This is a genomic window from Streptosporangium sp. NPDC050284 (assembly GCF_044459525.1).
In the GTDB taxonomy this organism is placed as follows: Bacteria; Actinomycetota; Actinomycetes; order Streptosporangiales; family Streptosporangiaceae; genus Streptosporangium.
The window spans coordinates 813,798-831,471 of sequence record NZ_JBITIZ010000001.1 but is presented as its reverse complement, the minus strand read 5'-3'; the positions used below and the strand labels follow the sequence as shown (position 1 = coordinate 831,471).

General features: G+C 70.7%; 13 protein-coding genes. All 13 read right to left on the bottom strand.

The genetic code is table 11. From position 1 onward, the window contains the following. Nucleotides 1-62 precede the first annotated feature (62 nt). The 13 genes from ACIBH4_RS03565 to ACIBH4_RS03505 all read right to left on the bottom strand — a co-directional run bounded on the left by ACIBH4_RS03565 (nucleotide 63) and on the right by ACIBH4_RS03505 (nucleotide 17,571). Nucleotides 63-1,040, bottom strand: coding sequence for a hypothetical protein (locus ACIBH4_RS03565; RefSeq protein ID WP_362505541.1), 978 nt, complete (start codon nucleotides 1,038-1,040; stop codon nucleotides 63-65). A gap of 174 nt (nucleotides 1,041-1,214) precedes the next feature. Then, on the bottom strand, nucleotides 1,215-2,666 hold the full coding sequence (locus ACIBH4_RS03560; RefSeq protein WP_362505538.1) for a phosphatase PAP2 family protein: 1,452 nt from the start codon (nucleotides 2,664-2,666) through the stop codon (nucleotides 1,215-1,217). A 168-nt stretch (nucleotides 2,667-2,834) separates the two neighbouring features. After that, a complete protein-coding gene (locus ACIBH4_RS03555; RefSeq protein WP_362505535.1) occupies nucleotides 2,835-3,620 on the bottom strand; it encodes a UDP-galactose-lipid carrier transferase in 786 nt (261 codons plus the stop codon). Nucleotides 3,621-3,723: 103 nt separating this feature from the next. Next, nucleotides 3,724-4,365, bottom strand: coding sequence for an ATP/GTP-binding protein (locus ACIBH4_RS03550; RefSeq protein WP_362505532.1), 642 nt, complete (start codon nucleotides 4,363-4,365; stop codon nucleotides 3,724-3,726). After that, a complete protein-coding gene (locus tag ACIBH4_RS03545) occupies nucleotides 4,346-4,732 on the bottom strand; it encodes a DUF742 domain-containing protein (RefSeq protein ID WP_362505529.1) in 387 nt (128 codons plus the stop codon). Before ACIBH4_RS03545 ends, ACIBH4_RS03550 begins: the two co-directional genes overlap by 20 nt. Beyond that, a complete protein-coding gene (locus ACIBH4_RS03540; RefSeq protein WP_350943732.1) occupies nucleotides 4,729-5,172 on the bottom strand; it encodes a roadblock/LC7 domain-containing protein in 444 nt (147 codons plus the stop codon). The genes ACIBH4_RS03545 and ACIBH4_RS03540 overlap by 4 nt, the downstream gene beginning before the upstream one ends. A 100-nt stretch (nucleotides 5,173-5,272) precedes the next feature. Then, nucleotides 5,273-7,813 (bottom strand): nitrate- and nitrite sensing domain-containing protein, encoded by a 2,541-nt coding sequence (locus ACIBH4_RS03535; RefSeq protein WP_362505526.1) that lies wholly within the window; start codon nucleotides 7,811-7,813, stop codon nucleotides 5,273-5,275. A gap of 210 nt (nucleotides 7,814-8,023) precedes the next feature. After that, complete coding sequence (locus ACIBH4_RS03530) at nucleotides 8,024-9,715, bottom strand: prenyltransferase/squalene oxidase repeat-containing protein (protein ID WP_362505523.1); 1,692 nt, start codon at nucleotides 9,713-9,715, stop codon at nucleotides 8,024-8,026. Next, entirely contained in the window at nucleotides 9,712-10,668 is a 957-nt protein-coding gene (locus ACIBH4_RS03525) for a terpene synthase family protein (protein WP_362765511.1), read from the bottom strand. Before ACIBH4_RS03525 ends, ACIBH4_RS03530 begins: the two co-directional genes overlap by 4 nt. Beyond that, nucleotides 10,665-12,053: a cytochrome P450 gene (locus ACIBH4_RS03520; protein WP_362505516.1), complete on the bottom strand. Its 1,389-nt coding sequence runs from the start codon at nucleotides 12,051-12,053 to the stop codon at nucleotides 10,665-10,667. Before ACIBH4_RS03520 ends, ACIBH4_RS03525 begins: the two co-directional genes overlap by 4 nt. 478 nt (nucleotides 12,054-12,531) lie before the next feature. Beyond that, complete coding sequence (meaB, locus tag ACIBH4_RS03515; RefSeq protein ID WP_362765508.1) at nucleotides 12,532-13,518, bottom strand: methylmalonyl Co-A mutase-associated GTPase MeaB; 987 nt, start codon at nucleotides 13,516-13,518, stop codon at nucleotides 12,532-12,534. Then, entirely contained in the window at nucleotides 13,502-15,715 is a 2,214-nt protein-coding gene (gene scpA / locus ACIBH4_RS03510) for a methylmalonyl-CoA mutase (protein ID WP_362765505.1), read from the bottom strand. The genes meaB and scpA overlap by 17 nt, the downstream gene beginning before the upstream one ends. Further along, nucleotides 15,712-17,571, bottom strand: coding sequence for a methylmalonyl-CoA mutase family protein (locus ACIBH4_RS03505; protein ID WP_362765502.1), 1,860 nt, complete (start codon nucleotides 17,569-17,571; stop codon nucleotides 15,712-15,714). Before ACIBH4_RS03505 ends, scpA begins: the two co-directional genes overlap by 4 nt. Between the last annotated feature and the right edge of the window lie 103 nt (nucleotides 17,572-17,674).

The window sequence follows — 17,674 nt, the reverse complement described above, 5'->3', positions numbered from 1 at the left end:
GTACGCCCCCGTGCCCTCGGCCGCCCAAGAGGAGAGGCGTCAGGGCGGCGCAGGAGAAAACCTCAGGCGGGGAAGTCGCCCGGCTTGACCTTCTTGGGCTTCACGGTGCCCCCGGTCACGGCGTGCAGGGTGATCGTCCAGTTGGTCCAGCGGATCTGGGTCCCGGTGTTGACGGTCCTGAACCGCACGGACTTGCCGAACTGCTCGAAGTTGCACGACCGGGTGAAGGTCTTGGCCTTCGCGTCCCAGTCCTCGCCGAGGGTGTAGTAGATCTTGTAGCTGCCGTCCCGCACACCCTGGATCTTGAAGTTGGACTTCCTGCGGACGTACACGGTGACGGCCTTCTTCTTCCCGCGCACCAGGACGACGACGGCGTCCTGCCTGGTGCCGTTGCGCAGTTCGAGGAAGGCGCGGCCAGGACGTCCTTCGGAGGCGATGAACCTGCCGTTGGACAGTCGGCGATTACGCTTCTTGGCCGCCTTGACCGGGATGACGCTCGCCGGATAACCGCTCAGCTCCTTGGCGACGTCTTCCACGTCGGACAGCTGGTTCGCCTGGGCCATGCCGGTCAGCACGGCCGGGCCGGTGCACACCCGCTGGTCCTCCGCATCCTGGCGGGCGGTGTCGAAGGAGGTGCGCAGCCGGCCCAGGGCCTCGACATAGCTGTCGTGCTGGACCTTCACCTCGGCGGGAGGGGCGAGGGCGGAGAGCCGGGTCACCGCGGCCTCCACCGCTCCGGAGGTCTTCTGCAACTGCTTGCCGAGGGTCTTCAGCCCGCCGGTCGCGGCGAGCTTCTTCACCGCTTCACGCACCGGGCCGCGCGCCTGCTCCAACTCGGCCCGGTACTCATCGGGCGTGAGCGTCACGACGGCGGGCAGGGAGATCTGGCCGCCGGCTCCCTGTCCCGTTTCCGCCGTTCCCGTTCCCACGGTGCCACCCGCGGTGGCCGGGCCGACCACGGGATCATCCGGGGACGAGGTGCAGGCGGTGAGGGTCAGCAGGGTGACCACGGCACAGGCGAGCAAACGGGGGGAAGTCACCCGCACAACTATTGCCGGATCGATCACTGTGCGTCAAACGGTGTCCGGCGACCGGCAATCCCCGACGAGGTCACCTGCCGGTTCACCACCGGCCATCGGCTGACGAGGGTCGATCCCGGCAACGGCGGATCGCGGCCGGCGACGTCCCGCCCCCGAGCCGGTACGTCACGGGGATCAGCCGGACGGCCGGATCACGAGAAGCGACCGCGGACGCTTGGTGAACTCCACCTCTCCCGTGACCGTGAACGTCTCGCCGTCGCACGCCAGTGGCAGCCGTCCCGAAGGTGCGGAGACGCGCAGCGTGTCGGCCTGCCACTGCTGGTAGTGGCGTGACAGCTTCACCCGTCCCGCCAGCAGGCTGAGGAACACCCGCAGCCTGGGCAGCCGGTCGGCGGCGGCGAGCACGCGGATGTCCAGCAGGCCGTCCTCCAGACGCTGCCGTCTGGAGGGGGCTCCGCCGCGCTCCTCGTAGCGGCAGTTGCCCACGAACACCATCCAGACGCGCCGGGGCACACCGTCCACGACGAGTTCGACGGGGCGCGCGCCCCCCGGCCCGAGCGCCTCGGCCATCGCCCAGAACAGCGCGGGCCACTTACCGATCCGGCTCTGCCTTCGCTCCCCACGCTCCACCAGCGCCGGGTAGACGCCCACGCTGGCGGTGTTGACGAACGTCCGGCCCGCGACCTCGCCGACGTCGACGGCGACGAGGTCGCCGCTGTGGTAGGCCGTCACGGCCTCCTGTGAGCTCTCCACCCCGAGCGCGCGGGCGAAGTGGCCGTGCACGCTCGCGGGGACGACCAGCAGCGGGGTCGCCCCGCCCACCGCCTCCTGGGCCGCCAGGTTGACCACGGTGTCTCCCCCGGCCACCGCGAGCACCTTGGCCCGCGAGGCGGCGTCCCGCACGGCGGCCCCGAGGTCGTCGCCCGGCGCCACCTCGACGACCTCGGCCCGGGGGAAGGCCACGCGCAACGCCTCGGCCGTTCCCGCGACGGCGTCGGCGGAGCCGTCGACCACGGCGATCGCCCCCTCGCCGTCGGGGTCGAGTCGCGCGGACGGCGCCGTGAGGGCGGCGCGCGCCTGGCCCGCCTCACCGGCGTCGGGCCAGATGCGGCGGGTGAGCAGCCCCGCCGCCACACCGATCCCGGCTCCGGCGAGCACGTCGCCGGGGTAGTGCACTCCGGTGTAGACGCGGGAGAAACAGACGGCCGCCGCGAGGAGCGCGACGGGGACAGCGACCACGCGTGGCGCCTCCAGTGCCACGGCCGCGGCGAAGGCTCCGGCCGTGGCGGAGTGACCTGAGGGGAACGACGCCGAGGCGGGCATCTTGATCAGCCGGGCGAGCGGGAGCCCTTCCGCCGACGGCCTGTTCCTGCCGAAGGCCTGCTTGCCGACCAGGTTGACCAACGGACTGGCGAGGCTGACCGCGAGCAGTCCCCTGGTCGCGGCCCGGCGCAGTGGCCGTCGCCCGCTGACCGCCAGCGCCCCCGCCACTCCGGCCCACAGGAGCGAGTTGTCGGCCGCGCGTGACAACGCGGGGACGACGCGTTCGAGACCGGGCAACCTCGCGCCCGCCACCATGGCGAACACCCGCCGGTCCAGCCTGCTCAGCCGCGACCCCAACCGCATGCGCCGCACCCTCCTGCGATGAAGAAAAGCCATGACGAACCGCCACGACCCACCCGCCACGACGAACCGCTCACGACGAGCGGTGATGACGAACGAACGGACGGCCATTCGATTCTGCCCGGTGCCCGGGGCCCGGGGCGTCTTCGCCGCTCCCGTACTTCTCACACGTCATTCGTCCGCGGCCGCCCCCACCGCGGAGGAGATCACCGGCTCGTGGCCTCTGGTGGTGAGTTCGGCCTCGATCGCGGCGCAGACGGTCTCCACGACCGTGACGCGGGCCAGGCGCTTGTCGTCGCCGGGGACCACGTGCCACGGCGCCTTGGGGTGGTCGGTGCGGGCGAGCATCTCCTCCACCGCGGCCTCGTACTGCGGGCGCTTCTCTCGGTTGCGCCAGTCCTCGTCGGTGAGTTTCCACACCCGCAGCGGGTCGCCCGCCCGGTCCTGGAAACGCCTGAGCTGCTCCTCCTCGGAGACGTGCATCCAGAATTTGACCATGATCATGCCTTCGGCGGCGAGGGTCCGCTCGAACTCCACGATCTCCCCGTACGCGCGGGACCACTGCTCCTCGGTGGCGAAGCCCTCGACGCGCTCCACCAGCACCCGGCCGTACCAGGAGCGGTCGAGCACGGCCATACCGCCCCAGCCGGGCAGGACCGGCCAGAACCGCCACAAGAAGTGGTGGCGCTTCTCGTCGTATGTCGGCGCGGCGAACTGGGCGACGCGGACGTGGCGCGGGTCAAGTGGGCGCACCAGCCGTTTGATGGCCCCTCCCTTGCCCGAGGCGTCCCACCCCTCGAAGACCACGCACAGCGGCGGGCCGATGCGCTGCTCACCGACCTGGCCGCCGAGTGTGAGGCGCAGGCGGAGTAGGTGGTCCAGAGCGGCGTCGAGGCGCTCGGAGGCGTCCTTCTTGGAGAGCTTCTGTGACAGGTCGACCTGGGAGAGGCGGTTCATGCCGACAAGCCTCGCATGTTCCCGCTGACCCGCGATCCGGGGAGCCACCCGGGTCCCGCCGCCTGTCGTCAGGCCAGGCGGTCCCCGGAAGGGTCCGCCGCTGTCAGCGGGTCGCTGCCTGCCCCGTGGCGGGTTCGGCGTCCGCCTGTGAGGAGACCGCGCCCAGCCGCGTCCGCATCGCGTGCTCGACAAGGGTGATGAGCACTTTCTTGCCCGACTCCCGCTGCCTGGCGTCGCACAGCACGATCGGGATGTCCTGGTGGAGGGTGAGCCCGAGCCTGACCTCGTCGAGCTCGTACTTGCGGGCCCCGTCGAAGCAGTTGACCGCGACGATGAAGGGCGTCTCGCGCCGCTCGAAGTAGTCGAGCGAGGGAAAGCAGTCGGCGAGCCTGCGGGTGTCGGCGAGCACCACCGCGCCCAGCGCGCCCAGCGCGAGCTCGTCCCAGAGGAACCAGAAACGCTCCTGGCCGGGCGTGCCGAACAGGTAGAGGCGGTAGTCGTCACCGATGGTGATACGGCCGAAGTCCATCGCGACCGTGGTGGTCTGCTTGGCCTCCACGCCCAGCAGGTCGTCGACACCGATACCCCGGTTGCTCAGGGTCTCCTCGGTGCGCAGCGGCTCTATCTCGGAGACCGCGCCGACCAGCGTCGTCTTGCCCGCGCCGAATCCACCGGCGACCAGGATCTTGATCGCCTTGGGCAGCTTCACGCGTCCGGCGTCGCGGCTAGAGCGCACGGAGTCCATCGAGCACCGCCCTGTACAACCTCTCGTCGTGCATGTCCGTCTCCGAATGCGGTTCTTGCATGGCGATGAATCCCTGATCGAGCAGGTCGCTGAGCAGGACACGGACCGTGCCTGCCGGAAGGTTCATATGGGCCGCGATCTCCGCGACCGACTGGGGCTGCAGGCAGAGCCGGACGATGGCCTGACTTTCCGGCTCCAGTCCTGGCTCCCTCGACGAGACCTGCCGGATGGTCACCACCAGGGTGATGAGGTCGAACCTGCCGCGACCCGGTTCGGTCCTGCCGCGCGTCAGGACGTACGGCCTGACGATCGGCCCCGCCTCGTCGCCGACCCACTGGGACTCTGGCTGCTCGTCGAAGATGCTCATCGTAGGCCGTCGCCCCTGAAGGAGTCGGCCCTGGAGGAGTCGGCCGTTCTGGTCGGCGAGGTGAGGTACTGGCCCACGCGGGTGACGAGCATGGCCATCTCGTAGGCCACCAGGCCGACGTCGGCCTCGGCGCTGCAGAACACCGCGAGGCAGGCTCCCTGCCCCGCGGCGGTGACGATCAGGTACGCCGTCCGCATCTCGATGATGGTCTGGCGCATCGGCCCGCCACCGACCCGGTCGCTGACTCCCCTGCCAAGGCTCTGGATCGCCGATCCGACGGCGGCCAGATGCTCGGCGTCGGCCGGGGAGAAGCCCGCCGAGGCGGCCAGCAGCAGGCCGTCGGTGGAGAACACGATGCCGTGCTGAGCTTCCTCCACCCGCGAGACCAGGTCGTCCAGCAACCAGGCCAGGTCCGTGAAAGACCCTGTTCCCTGCACCACTTCGTTGTCCTCTCCTTCCGCCCGCCGGCGTTCCCTCGCCGGTTCGTGGCAGCTCATCGGCGCCTGCCCGGCACCCGCAATCTGAGATCGTTCACTGGGGTCACACGGCGGACCCGCCTTCGCCCACGGGATCGCCTTCGCGGTCGAGCAGTTGGGCGGCGTCGTCGCGGCCTCGTCGCGTACCCGCCTGGAAGGACGACATGGCCGCGCGGATCGTCTCCGGCGAGCGCTCGTCGTCGGCGTCGTCGGCCGGAGACTGCGGGGCCACGGGCTCGTCCTCCTGCAGGGGGGCGGCGAGGTGGGTCTGGGGAACGCGCCTCGGGAGACCGCCCGGCGTGTGACTGCTGTCGGGCGGGGGCAGCACGGGCGGCAGCGAGCTCCCGGAGCCGCCGGGACGCGCGTGGGCGCCGGAGTCGTCGGGGCCTTCGCCCGCGGGGGCGCCCTGCGAGACCTGAGTTCCCGGGGCGGCGAAGTCGGGCAGGTGGCCGGGCGTTCCGGTCTCCGGCGACCACCTCAGTGCCGAGGGATCGGCGAAGCGACCGGGAAACGTCGGATCGGCGATTTCCTCCCCGGGCGCGGGACCCGCGGAATGCCGTCCCGAAGGCGCCTGTTCGGCCTGCGCGGGGACTCCGGCGATGCCCAGGGGGTCGCCCACCCGGCCGCGGACCGCGGCGACCGCGGAGGTGGCGCCGTTCATCTCGGTGCTGCTCGCCGGGCGCGCCTGCGGCACGCCGACGCCGACGGAGGCCCCCTGGTCCTCCTCGTTGATCAGGTCCTGCGGGATGAGGACGACGACGGTCGTGCCGCCGTACGGGGAGGATTTGAAGGTGACCCGGATGTCGTGCCGTTCGGCCAGGCGGCTGACGACGTACAGGCCCAGGCGGGCGTTGCCGGAGAGCTTGAGCTCCGGCGGGTTCGCGATCCGCTCGTTCGCCTCCGCGATGTCCGCGGCGCTCATGCCCAGGCCCCGGTCCTCGATCTCCAGCGCGTAGCCGTGGGCGACGAGGTATCCGCCGACCTGCACCGTCGTGTAGGGCGGGGAGAAGGAGGCGGCGTTCTCGACGAGTTCGGCGATCAGGTGGATGACGTCGCTGACGGCCCTGCCGTCCAGCGAGACCTCGCCCAGGGGCATCACGTCGACCCGGGTGTAGTCCTCGATCTCGGCGAGGGAGCCGCGGACCACGTCGATCATCGGGACCGCGTCGCGCCAGGCGCGGCCCGGAGCCGCGCCGGAGAGCACGAGGAGGTTCTCCGCGTAGCGGCGCATGCGGGTCGCGAGGTGGTCGAGCCTGAACAGGTCGCGCAGTTCCTGAGGATCGTTCTCGCGCCGTTCCATCACGTCGAGCACGCTCAGCTGGCGGTGCACCAGCGACTGGGTGCGGCGGGCGAGGTTGCGCAGGATGTCGGCGATGTCGCGGCGCAGCTGCGCCTGCTCCGCGGCGACCTTGATGGCGGTCCGCTGCACGGCGTTGAACGCCTGGCCGACCTGCCCGATCTGGTCGTCTCCGAACTTGAGGGGGGGCGCCTCGGCCGCGACGTCCACCACCTGGCCGTGGCCGATCCGCTCGACCACGGCGGGCAGCCGCTCGTTGGCGAGTTCCCAGGCGGCGGCCCGCAGTTTCTCCAGCTGCTGTACCAGGGCGCGGGCCGTGGTGATGGCCAGGACGACCGAGGCGATGACCGCCACCAGGCCCAGGCCGCCGGCGAGCGCGAGCCGCACGATGACACCGACGGCGACCGGACCCGACCGCTCGACCACTCCGCTGCCGGCCGTGAGCACGGCCTGCGTGAACTTGACCTGTGCGGGCTGGGCGTCAGAGCTCCACCGCGTGACGTCGATCACTCCGGCCGACACCACGTTCGGGTCCTCGATCAGCTGGTTCTCCATGACGCGCAGTCGGGTGAACTGCTCGCCGGCGACCATCCGCTTGTGGGCCTCCTGGTCGGCCGGGGGCAGTTCGGCCACCGCCTGTTCGGTGAGGAAGCGCCGCGTGCCGACCATCTGCGTGAACCTGACCAGCTCTCCTTCGGAGAACTTGCCCCCGGTCAGGGCGCCCATCACCAGGGCGTCCTCCTGGGAGAGCATGTCCCTGGCCCGGTTCATCGCGATGAGCGTGCGGGTGTCCTTGGCGAGTTCCTCGTCGTCCAGCGTGGCCAGCGAGTCATAGACACGGAAGATCGAGTCGACGATGCCGGTGATTTCCGCGGCCGCCCAGGTCCGGTTGACCCGGCCGGCGTCGATCGCCTTGCGCGCGGCGGGCAACCCGTCCAGCAACCGCTGGGTCTCGCCGATGCGGCGGTGCAGGGCGGGACTTCCCAGCAGTTCCACCCCGCTGCCGCCGGTGAGTTCCCTGAAGTTCGCGTCGGCGGCGTCGGTGCGCTTTCGCTGGGCGGTCATCGCCTCGCGCCGTTGGCGTTCCGCGCTGACCGAGCCTAGGGTGATCGCGGTCAGCCGCCGCTCGGCCTGCAGTTCGACGATGAGCCGCTCGCTCGGGTCGGCCACCTCGGTGTTGAGAGTCGCCACGCCCAACATGTTCAAACCGTCACGGACCGTCACCCATGCCGTGAACGCCCAGAGCGCGGTGAGCGACACCAGAAGTGCCGTGACCTTGGTCCGCAAGCTCGCGTTACGCAAGCGCATGGTATCCACCCCGGGAAACAGAAAAGATAGACGGCATTTTTCGTGGCAGTTGACACATCCTGGTCAAACAGGTCAAACAGTCGCCACATCGCTGGGATCAGCGGGGCATCCCGCATCACACCCGCCGAACCTTAGCAATGTCCCTATAAACCCTCAAGACGGACAGAGTGGATGCACCCTTGTGTCCTGTTTTGAATTCACGGTCAATTCTCAATACGGGTTGTCCTCGGGAATGGTGAGCGCGCGTCGCGCCAGGTGAAGCGCGCCCAGAACAGCCGCCCTGACGATCGCCACCGGCAGATACAGGTCCTTGTCGACCCAGAGCGAGGGCGCCTCGCCGTCACGGGCGGCCAGCAGGTGTCGGTATCCACGTTCCACGGCCTGTCGCCACCGCCTGTCCCGCGCGGCGTCGGTCAGCAGCAGGATCTGCAGCGCGTAGGCGGTCTCCTCCGCGGTGCCCTCCCATCGGCCCCACGACCCGTTCCCGCGCTGGGTGGCGAGCACCCAGTCCACGGCACCGCCCACCGCGCCCGCCGACTCCCCGCCGCCGAACTCGCGCAGCGCGATCGCGCAGCAGGCCGTGGCGTAGTACGGAGAGACGTGCCAGCGGTCCGTCCAGCTGCCGTCCGCCTCCTGGCGGTCACGCAGCCATGCCGCCAGCTTCGCGACGACGGCCGCGTGGCGAGGCTCTCCCTCACGGCGGCGCAGGTATTCACCGAAGGCGTCGAGCACATGCGCGTTGGTCGTCGGGGACATCCCCTCCTCCCCCCGCCAGGTGCAGAAGTGGGTCTCCAGCTCGAACGACCACAGCCCCTCCGGCTCGCGCGGCTCGTCGAGCAGCGCGAGCGCGTACAGGGCGACGGAGGTGGTGTCGGCGTCCGCGGGCAGGCCGGGCCCCGTGGCGATCCCTTCGGGGCCGAGGCCGTCCCGCAGGCTCGCGACCAGTTGCGGCGGCACGTCCAGCGGGATCCCCGCACGCCGCAGCCAGCTCAGCGTCCAGCCGCGCTCGAACACGGCGATGGGCAGGGTGCACGGCATGGGACCGCCTGAGGAGGCCACGACGGCCTCCAGATACCGCCGTACGGCCGTCTCGTCACGCGCCCTGCGTGCCGCGCGCTCCTCGGCTCCGGCTTCGGTCCCGGGTGCGACCTCGGCTCCGGGCCGGGGCCCTGGCTCGGGCGGCGAGGCCAGCCAGGCCGCGCTCGCCCCGGGTGAGGCTCCCACGGCCGCCATCCCGCCGGGCATCGGCGTGGGAAGGATTCCCGAGGCGGCTATCGCCTCCGGGCCCGCGACCTCGAGGGCATGGACCAGTTTCTGCGGGATCGGCGCGCCCGACATCAGCCACGCCCTGACGGCCGTCAGCTTGGCGCCGCCCGTGCCCGGGGGCGGTTGCGGCCCCTCCCCGTCGAGGTGACCGTCGATCAGGGCGAACAGGGAGGCGACGATGAGCTCGATCGCGGGCGTGTCCGGCGGCCAGCCGGCCTGGAAGGACCGGTTCCCGATGGCCTCCAGCCCGCGTTCCACGGCCTTGGCGAGGAGGGCGCGGTCGGAGGAGCCTTCGCGCCCGAGTTCGACCAGGAGCGCCTCGACCGCGCTCAGAGTGGGGACGAGGGCGTGGTCGCCGGAACGCCCCCAGCTACCGTCCGGCCGCTGGGTGTCGAGCAGGAACTCGACCCGGGTGGCGTGCCCTGCCAGCCACGGCGCCAGGCTCACCACCCGGCCGGTCTCGTACGGGGAGGCGGACACCTGCCCCCAGGGCTCGGCCGACAGTCCGGCGACCAGCTCGCGCGCCTCGGCGACCACGTCGATCCCGGCGGCGATCCCCGCGTGATCCTCCGTACGGATCCCGGTGCCGGCCTCGGTGCCCGGTTCCGTGATGGTCAGCAGGCCGTCGCCCCTCACAACGTCCCCCAGTAGTCTCCGACCTGGTAGAAACCCGCGCAGAAGTCCATCTGGCGTTCCATGTAGCCCGCCAGCTCCGGGTGGGCGGTCCGTAGCGGGGCGATGAGCTCCCGGCTCCGGGCGGCGAGCCCGGCGATCCGCTGTTCCACCTCGGCGCGGCCGACACCGAGCAGCAGGACGTTGAGATCTCCCCAGGCGACGTCCCGCTCGTAGGTGCCCAGGTCGTTGAGAAGGCGGATGACCCGTTGCACCGCCCAGCCCGCCTCACGCAGCGCGTCGACGTCCGCGACCGCGCCGGGGCCCGTGACGTGGATCCAGTGGGCCGCGAACGCGTAGGAGAAGCCGAGGTTGTCGGCGTTGCCGAGGTACTCCTCGTAGGTCGGCGTGACCTTGTCGGTCTTCCAGCGCCACTCCGTGAGCATCCCGTCCAGCATGCGCTCCAGCTCGTCGCGCCAGACCGGCCCGAGTTCGGGGAACGCGGGCGAGGCCGCGAGCTCGTCGCGGATGTCGCCGAGCATGCGGGTCAGGTCGTCATCGGGGACCGGCGAGGCCCCGTCCGCCACGTCCAGGCACCTCCGGGCGATGGCCCGCACCTCGGGCAGCGAGGTGGCGACGTAGTCGACGAGCCAGTCCAGGCCGAACGCCCAGAGGGAGACCTTGTTCGCCATCCGCAACTGCTCGGCGCCGAACCAGGGGCCGCCGAACGCCATGGCCAGTGAGAGCGTGCTGTACAGGGCCGCGTCGAACGGCTTGGCGGAGAACAGGCCGGGATAGGTCTCCGCCCACTCGCGCATGTCCCGCTGGGACCGCCCGGCGCGGGCGCAGATCGCCCCCGCCTCCCTGGCGTCCCCCCGGACGCCGGAATCGAGCCGTGCACCGGGATCTGGCCGGACGTCCGGATTGGAGCGGAGCCAGGAATCGGGCCGGACGTCCGAGTCGGGCGGTAGCGTCATCGCAGGACCCCGCTCCGGTCACGTCCGTTGAAGGACACGCCCAGCGAGACCTTCTTCCGGGGACGCAACGAGGCGGCCCAGCCGGTGTCGAACGGCCCCGGGGTGCGCACCGACATGCGGAACCGGCTGAGGATGCTCGCGACGAGGAGCGGCGCCTCGATGTAGAACAGGGGCTCGCCCAGGCACCTGTGCGGGCCGCCGCCGAAGGGGAAGTAGGAGTATCTGTGCCTGCGCTCCTCGCTCCCGGACCTGCTGGGCGCGAACCGCTCGGGGTCGAACTCCTCCGGGCGCTCCCAGAACTCCTCCAGTCGCTGCGTGGCGTACGGGGTGACCAGCACCGACGATCCGGCCTTGATCCGGATGCCGCCGATCTCCGTGTCCTCCATGACCTTGCGGGGGAGAAACCAGCCCGCCGGGTACAGGCGGAGTGTCTCCTGCAGGACCATGCGCGTGTAGACGAGACGGGGGATGTCCTCGGGGACGGCCGGACCCTCGCCCACCACCTCGTCGATCTCCGCCCGGAGCTTGGCCTCCACGTCCGGGTGCTCCTCAAGGAGCAGCCACAGCCAGGTGAGGACCATCGCGGTGGTCTCCGACGAGGCGGCGTACACGCTGACCAGCGCGTCGCGGATCTGCTTCTCGGTGAGTCTGTCACCGTTCTCGTCGACGGACCGGCAGAGCACGGAGATGACGTCGACGTTGTCGTCGGGCTGGGCCATCGCCTTTCTCACCACCGGAAACACCACGTCGTCGATCGACTGGACGGCCCGCAGAAAGGTCTTGTCACCGGGTATCCGCATGAAATACGGCATGAAAGGCATGAGAATCCGGTAGACAAGCGAATAGGACGCCTGTTCGAAGGCGGGGATAATGCGTTCCCCGTCCTCCCGGTTCAACTTGTCCCCGAACAGCACCCGGTTGACGATGTAGCTGAGGATCCTGGACATCTCCGTGGCCGCGTCGAAGTCCTGCCCCGACCGCACGTACTCGTCCCATTCCTCGACGCGCCCCGCGACGCGCCTGGACACCTCATCGGCGATCGTGGCGATGTACCGCGTGGTGAACAGGGGTTGCAGGACCTTCCTGCTGTTCTGCCAGTGTTCGCCGTCGCTCATGATGCTGTGCCCGAAAAGCCGCTCCAGAGGGCGCCAGAACATTCCCAGGCGCTGGTGTTTCGCCCATTCGATGCGCATCACCTGCTGGACGTGATCGGGATGTGTGATCAGATAGGGGCGAAAGGGCCCCAACTCCAGCCGGACGATCTCACCTCGCGCCTCCCGTGCGAACCCGGCGAGAGCCCCCGCCGGTTCGCGGAGAAGCTTGGGCAGGGCTCGACGCATCGGAACGGATCTCGCCCGGCGACCGGCACGGACGTGCACGTCCATGGACATAGGCAAACATCTCCCACCTCGCGTGACGTGAATTCGCGCAGCACGAGACAACCGCCCGCGCGGGTGAGCGCGGCGGTGTTCGAAAACGGGGACACCCCACGTGTCCCGTTCCCACCCGGGGCGCGAATCAGGACTGGTCAGCCAACGGAACAGGACCGCTCGGCCGACAATCCACCTGGGACGCTCCGAGCCTCCTCGCCTGTCTCATTCTGTGTTTTACACGCTAAAGCGCATCACATCACAACATTAGTTAATCTTCGCACAAAGTATCACATGACTCACCAGAAGTGATCAAGGGTGTATAGCATATAAAGCTCACCACTTTCGGGCGTGATCCTCGTTAACATGCGCTGTTAACACGCGCTTAACATGAGCGCTTAATTAGTGGATCAGCCGCCAATCATGCGATGACCTGGCGTTACGCAGTGTGACGGCGGGCCCTCAGCCCCGAGCCGTCAGACTTCCCGAGCGCTCAGGCGCCCTTGGCGAAGGCCGCGAGGATGCGGTCAGCGGCCAGCGACGGGGTGAGGACACCCTCCTGAACCTCGCACTCCACCTGGCCGACGATCGCCGCGACCTCGGGGTGCTCACGGAGCCGGGTGAGCAACCTGTCGGTGATCAGCGCCCAGGTCCAGCGGACCTGCTGGCGGCGACGGCGCTCGGCGAGCTCCCCCGAGGCCTCCAGGGTGTCGCGATGGTGGACGACCTGCCGCCACAGCTCGTCCAGCCCCTTGCCGGTCAGCCCGCTGCAGGTGAGCACCGGGGGCGTCCGCCCCGCGCCCAGCAGGCGAAGCGCTCCCGCGAGCTCCCTCGCGGCCTTGCGCGCGTCCAGCTCGTAGGAGCTGCCCTCGGCGCCGTCGGCCTTGTTGATCGCGATCACGTCGGCCAGCTCCAGCACCCCCTTCTTGATGCCCTGGAGCTGGTCTCCCGTCCTGGCCAGGGTGAGCAGCAGGAAGGTGTCGACCATGTCGGCCACGGCGGTCTCCGACTGGCCGACGCCGACGGTCTCCACGAGGACGACGTCGTATCCGGCGGCCTCGACCACGACCATCGCCTCGCGGGTCGCCCTGGTGACCCCGCCCAGGGTGCCCGAGGTGGGCGAGGGGCGGATGAAGGCGGCCGGGTCGACCGCCAGGCGGGACATCCTCGTCTTGTCGCCCAGGATGCTCCCGCCCGTACGCGTCGAGGACGGGTCGACGGCGAGCACCGCCACCCGGCGCCCCTCCCCGGTCAGCCGGGTGCCGAGCGCGTCGATGAACGTGGACTTGCCGACACCGGGCACGCCGGTGATACCGACCCTGCGCGCGGCGCCGGAGAGCGGGGTCAGCTCGGCGAGCAGCCGCTGGGCCAGGTCCCTGTGATCGGCCCTGGAGGACTCCACCAGCGTGATCGCCCGCGCGATCCAGGCCCTGGACCCCTCCTTCACTCCCTGAACGTAGTCGTCAAGCGTTCGCGTCATGGCCCAGCCGGGTGAGCAGGTCCGCCAGCAGTCCCCGGGCGGCGTCGGCGATCACGGTGCCGGGCGGGAAGATCGCGCTCGCCCCCGCCGCGCGCAGCGCGTCGAAGTCACCGGGCGGGATGACCCCGCCGACCACGATCATGACGTCCTCCGCGCCCAGCGCGGCCAGCGCCTCGCGGAGCGCGGGCACGAGCGTGAGGTGCCCGGCGGCGAGCGAGTTCACGCCGACCACGTGCACGTCGGCCTCGACCGCCTGGCGGGCGACCTCGTCGGGCGTCTGGAACAGCGGGCCGACGTCCACGTCGAAGCCGAGGTCGGCGAAGGCCGTCGCGATCACCTTCTGGCCCCGGTCGTGACCGTCCTGGCCCATCTTCGCCACCAGGATGCGGGGACGGCGGCCCTCCAGTCGCTCGAACTCGGCGCAGGCCGCGCGAACTCCGTCCACGCCGGATCCCACCTCCTCGCGATAGACCCCGGTGATCGTACGGATCTGCGCCGCGTGCCGCCCGAAGACCCGCTCCAGCGCGTCGGAGATCTCCCCGACCGTGGCCATGGCGCGGGCCGCCTCGATCGACAGCGCGAGGAGGTTCCCGTCGCTCGCCGCGCCCTTCGTAAGCGCGGTGAGAGCTTCCTCCACCCGGATGGGATCGCGCTCCTCGCGCAGGCGGCGCAGCTTCTCCAGCTGCTGGGCGCGTACCGAGGTGTTGTCGACCTTGAGCACCTCGATGGGCTCGTCGGCGTCCGGCCGGTACTTGTTCACGCCGATGACCGGCTGGCGTCCGGAGTCGATGCGCGCCTGGGTGCGGGCGGCGGCCTCCTCGATGCGCAGCTTCGGCAGGCCCTGGTCGATCGCCCTCGCCATACCCCCGGCGGCCTCGACCTCCTCGATGTGGCCCCACGCCCTGGAGGCCAGCTCGTGGGTGAGCCGCTCGACGTAGTAGGAGCCGCCCCAGGGGTCGATCACCCGGCAGGTGCCCGACTCCTGCTGGAGCAGCAGCTGGGTGTTGCGGGCGATCCGGGCGGAGAAGTCGGTGGGCAGTGCGAGCGCCTCGTCGAGGGCGTTGGTGTGCAGCGACTGGGTGTGCCCCTGGGTGGCGGCCATCGCCTCCACGCAGGTGCGGACGACGTTGTTGTAGACGTCCTGGGCGGTGAGCGACCAGCCGGAGGTCTGTGAATGGGTCCGCAGCGAGAGCGACCTCGGATTCTTCGCCCCGAACCCGGACACCAGCCGCGCCCAGAGCAGCCGCGCCGCCCGCAGCTTGGCGACCTCCATGAAGAAGTTCATGCCGATGCACCAGAAGAACGACAGGCGTGGCGCGAACCTGTCGATGTCCAGGCCCGCCTCGACGCCGGCCCGGAGATACTCCACCCCGTCGGCGAGGGTGTAGGCGAGCTCCAGGTCACACGTGGCCCCGGCCTCCTGGATGTGGTAGCCGGAGATCGAGATCGAGTTGAACTTCGGCATCTTCTCGCTGGTGTACGCGAAGATGTCGGAGATGATCCGCATCGAGGGGGTCGGCGGGTAGATGTAGGTGTTGCGGACCATGAACTCCTTGAGGATGTCGTTCTGGATGGTCCCCGCGAGCTGCTCGGGGGCCACCCCCTGCTCCTCGGCGGCCACGACGTAGAGCGCGAGTACGGGCAACACCGCGCCGTTCATGGTCATCGACACGCTCATCCTGTCGAGGGGGATCCCGTCGAACAGCTGCCGCATGTCGTAGATGGAGTCGATGGCCACGCCCGCCATGCCGACGTCCCCGGCCACGCGGGGGTGGTCGGAGTCGTAGCCCCGGTGGGTGGCCAGGTCGAAGGCGACCGACAGGCCCTTCTGCCCGGCGGCCAGGTTGCGCCGGTAGAAGGCGTTGGACTCGGCCGCGGTGGAGAATCCGGCGTACTGGCGGATGGTCCACGGCTGGTTGACGTACATGGTCGGGTACGGGCCGCGCAGGTAGGGGACCGCGCCGGGGTAGGTCTCCAGGAAGTCGAGCCCGGCCAGGTCGGCGGCGGTGTAGAGGGGCTTGACGCCGATGCCCTCCGGCGTCTCCCACAGCAGGTCCCCGGGATCGCTCCCGGTGGCCTCCCGAACGGATCGCGCCCAGTCCTCCAGGCCGGGATCCGGAGCCGCGAGGTCCGCCGGGTGCTCGCCGGGGGCCGCCGCCCGCGCACCGAGCTCAATGCCGGAGAAGTCGGGAATCATCGAGCCACCCCCAGATCGTCGAAGGTCGTCCGGAGCACGCCGAGCGCGTCACATCCCGCGTAGAGATCGCCGTCCACACCCTCGTAATCTCCCTTCCCCGCCAGCCACACCTTTACCGCCCCCGCACTCCTCAGCGCGGCGGCCACCGCCTCGGCGTGCCCGGCGTACAGCCGGTCACTGGAGCACAGGCAGGCGATCTTCGCCCCGGAGGCGGCGAACGCGGCGGCGATCTCGCCGGGATCCGTGACGGCGCCGCCGGTCACGGTGGCGATACCGCCCGCCTGGAACAGGTTGGCCGCGAACGACGCCCTCGCGGTGTGCGAGGCCACCGGGCCGATGGTCGCCAGGAAGACCTTGGGCCGGGTCTCCTGGGCGTCGGCCAGATCGCGCAGCGCCTCGAACTCCTGCGCGTAGTGCACCCCGGTGCTCCCGCTGGGCCCGGCCTCCCTGCTGAGAGGCCGCTCGGCCAGGTCGGGGAACTCGCTGACGCCGGTGATCGGGTCGCGGCGCCTCGCGATTCCGGCCGCACGCCGCTCCCAGGTGGCCGCGAGCCGTCCCGCGACGAACCCGGAGGCGAGGGCGTCGGCCATACCCCCGACACGCTCGATCTCCTGGAACCACTCCCAGGCTCTGACCGCGAGGTCCTCGGTGAGCCGCTCGACGTACCAGGAGCCCCCGGCCGGGTCGATCACCCGGGCCACACCGGCCTCCTCCACGAGCAGCGACTGGGTGTTGCGCGCGATGCGGCGGGCGAAGGCGTCCGGCAGGCCGAGGCGGGCGTCGAAGGGCTGCACCGTCACCGCGTCGGCCCCGCCGGTACCGGCCGCGAAGCAGGCGAGCGTGGTACGGAGCATGTTCACCCACGGGTCGCGGGCGGTCATCATGGCCGAACCGGTCACCGCGTGCTGTCGCTGCGCCGCGCCCAGGACGCCGCACACCTCGGCGACGCGCGCCCAGAGCCTGCGGGCGGCCCTGAGCTTGGCGATGGTGAGGAACTGGTCGGCGGTGGCGGCGTAGCGGAACTCCAGCTGCCCGAACGCCTGCTCCATCGTGAGGCCCGCACCGGTCAGGGCACGCAGCGCGGCGACCCCCGCCGCGACGGAGCAGCCGAGCTCCTCGGCGTCGCCGCCCCCCGCGTCGTGGTACGGCGTGGCGTCCACGACCACCGCCCGAAGGCCCGGATGGTCCTCGACGCAGCGGCGGGCCAGCTCGATCGCCGTGTCCGCGTCGGCGAGGACGTCGGCGCCCAGGTTCCCCGTGAGCCTCCCCGGTCCGCCATCGGCCGCGTGGCCGGTGGCACCGGAGACCGCCCCCGGTCCGTCGCCGGACACCACCGTTCCCGGCCCGCCGCCGGGCGCTGCGGCCTCGGCGCCGCGCGGCGCCGAGGCTTCCCGCTCCCCGGCCAGTGCGAAAAGCGCCATTGCCGCCTCGCGGGTCCGCTTGCCCGCGTCGAGCGTGACCGAGATCAGGTTCAGGTGGACCCGCTCCAGCGCGCGTGGCAGATCCTCCGGGTCGAGGGCGAGCCACAGCGAGTCGACGCCGTTCTCCAGGTCCGCGAGGATCGCCTCGGGGTCGGGCACCTCGTGGCGCTGCCGTACCTCCCAGCCACCCTCGGGACGGGAGCCGCGGACGTAGGGCGCGGCTCCGGGAAGACCGGGATCACCTGGCAGGTCGGACGCGTCGTAGATCGGCGCGATCGTCACGCCGTCGTAGGTGGTGAAGGCCAGCGCCTCTTCCGGGGAGTCGGTCTCGACCCCGGACTTGCGCAGCACCCCGAGCGCCAGCTCCCGCCACCGGTCACGGGTGACCGGTGGGAACTCGGCGGCCGATCGAGACTCCTCAGGCGGCACGGTCATGCACCGGATCCTAAGCGTCGCGCCGCCGAGAACTTCCCCCGCCCCCCGGACGAATACCAACACTGGGGTCAACAGGGGGTGCGGGCAGGGGGTTCGGCGTGAC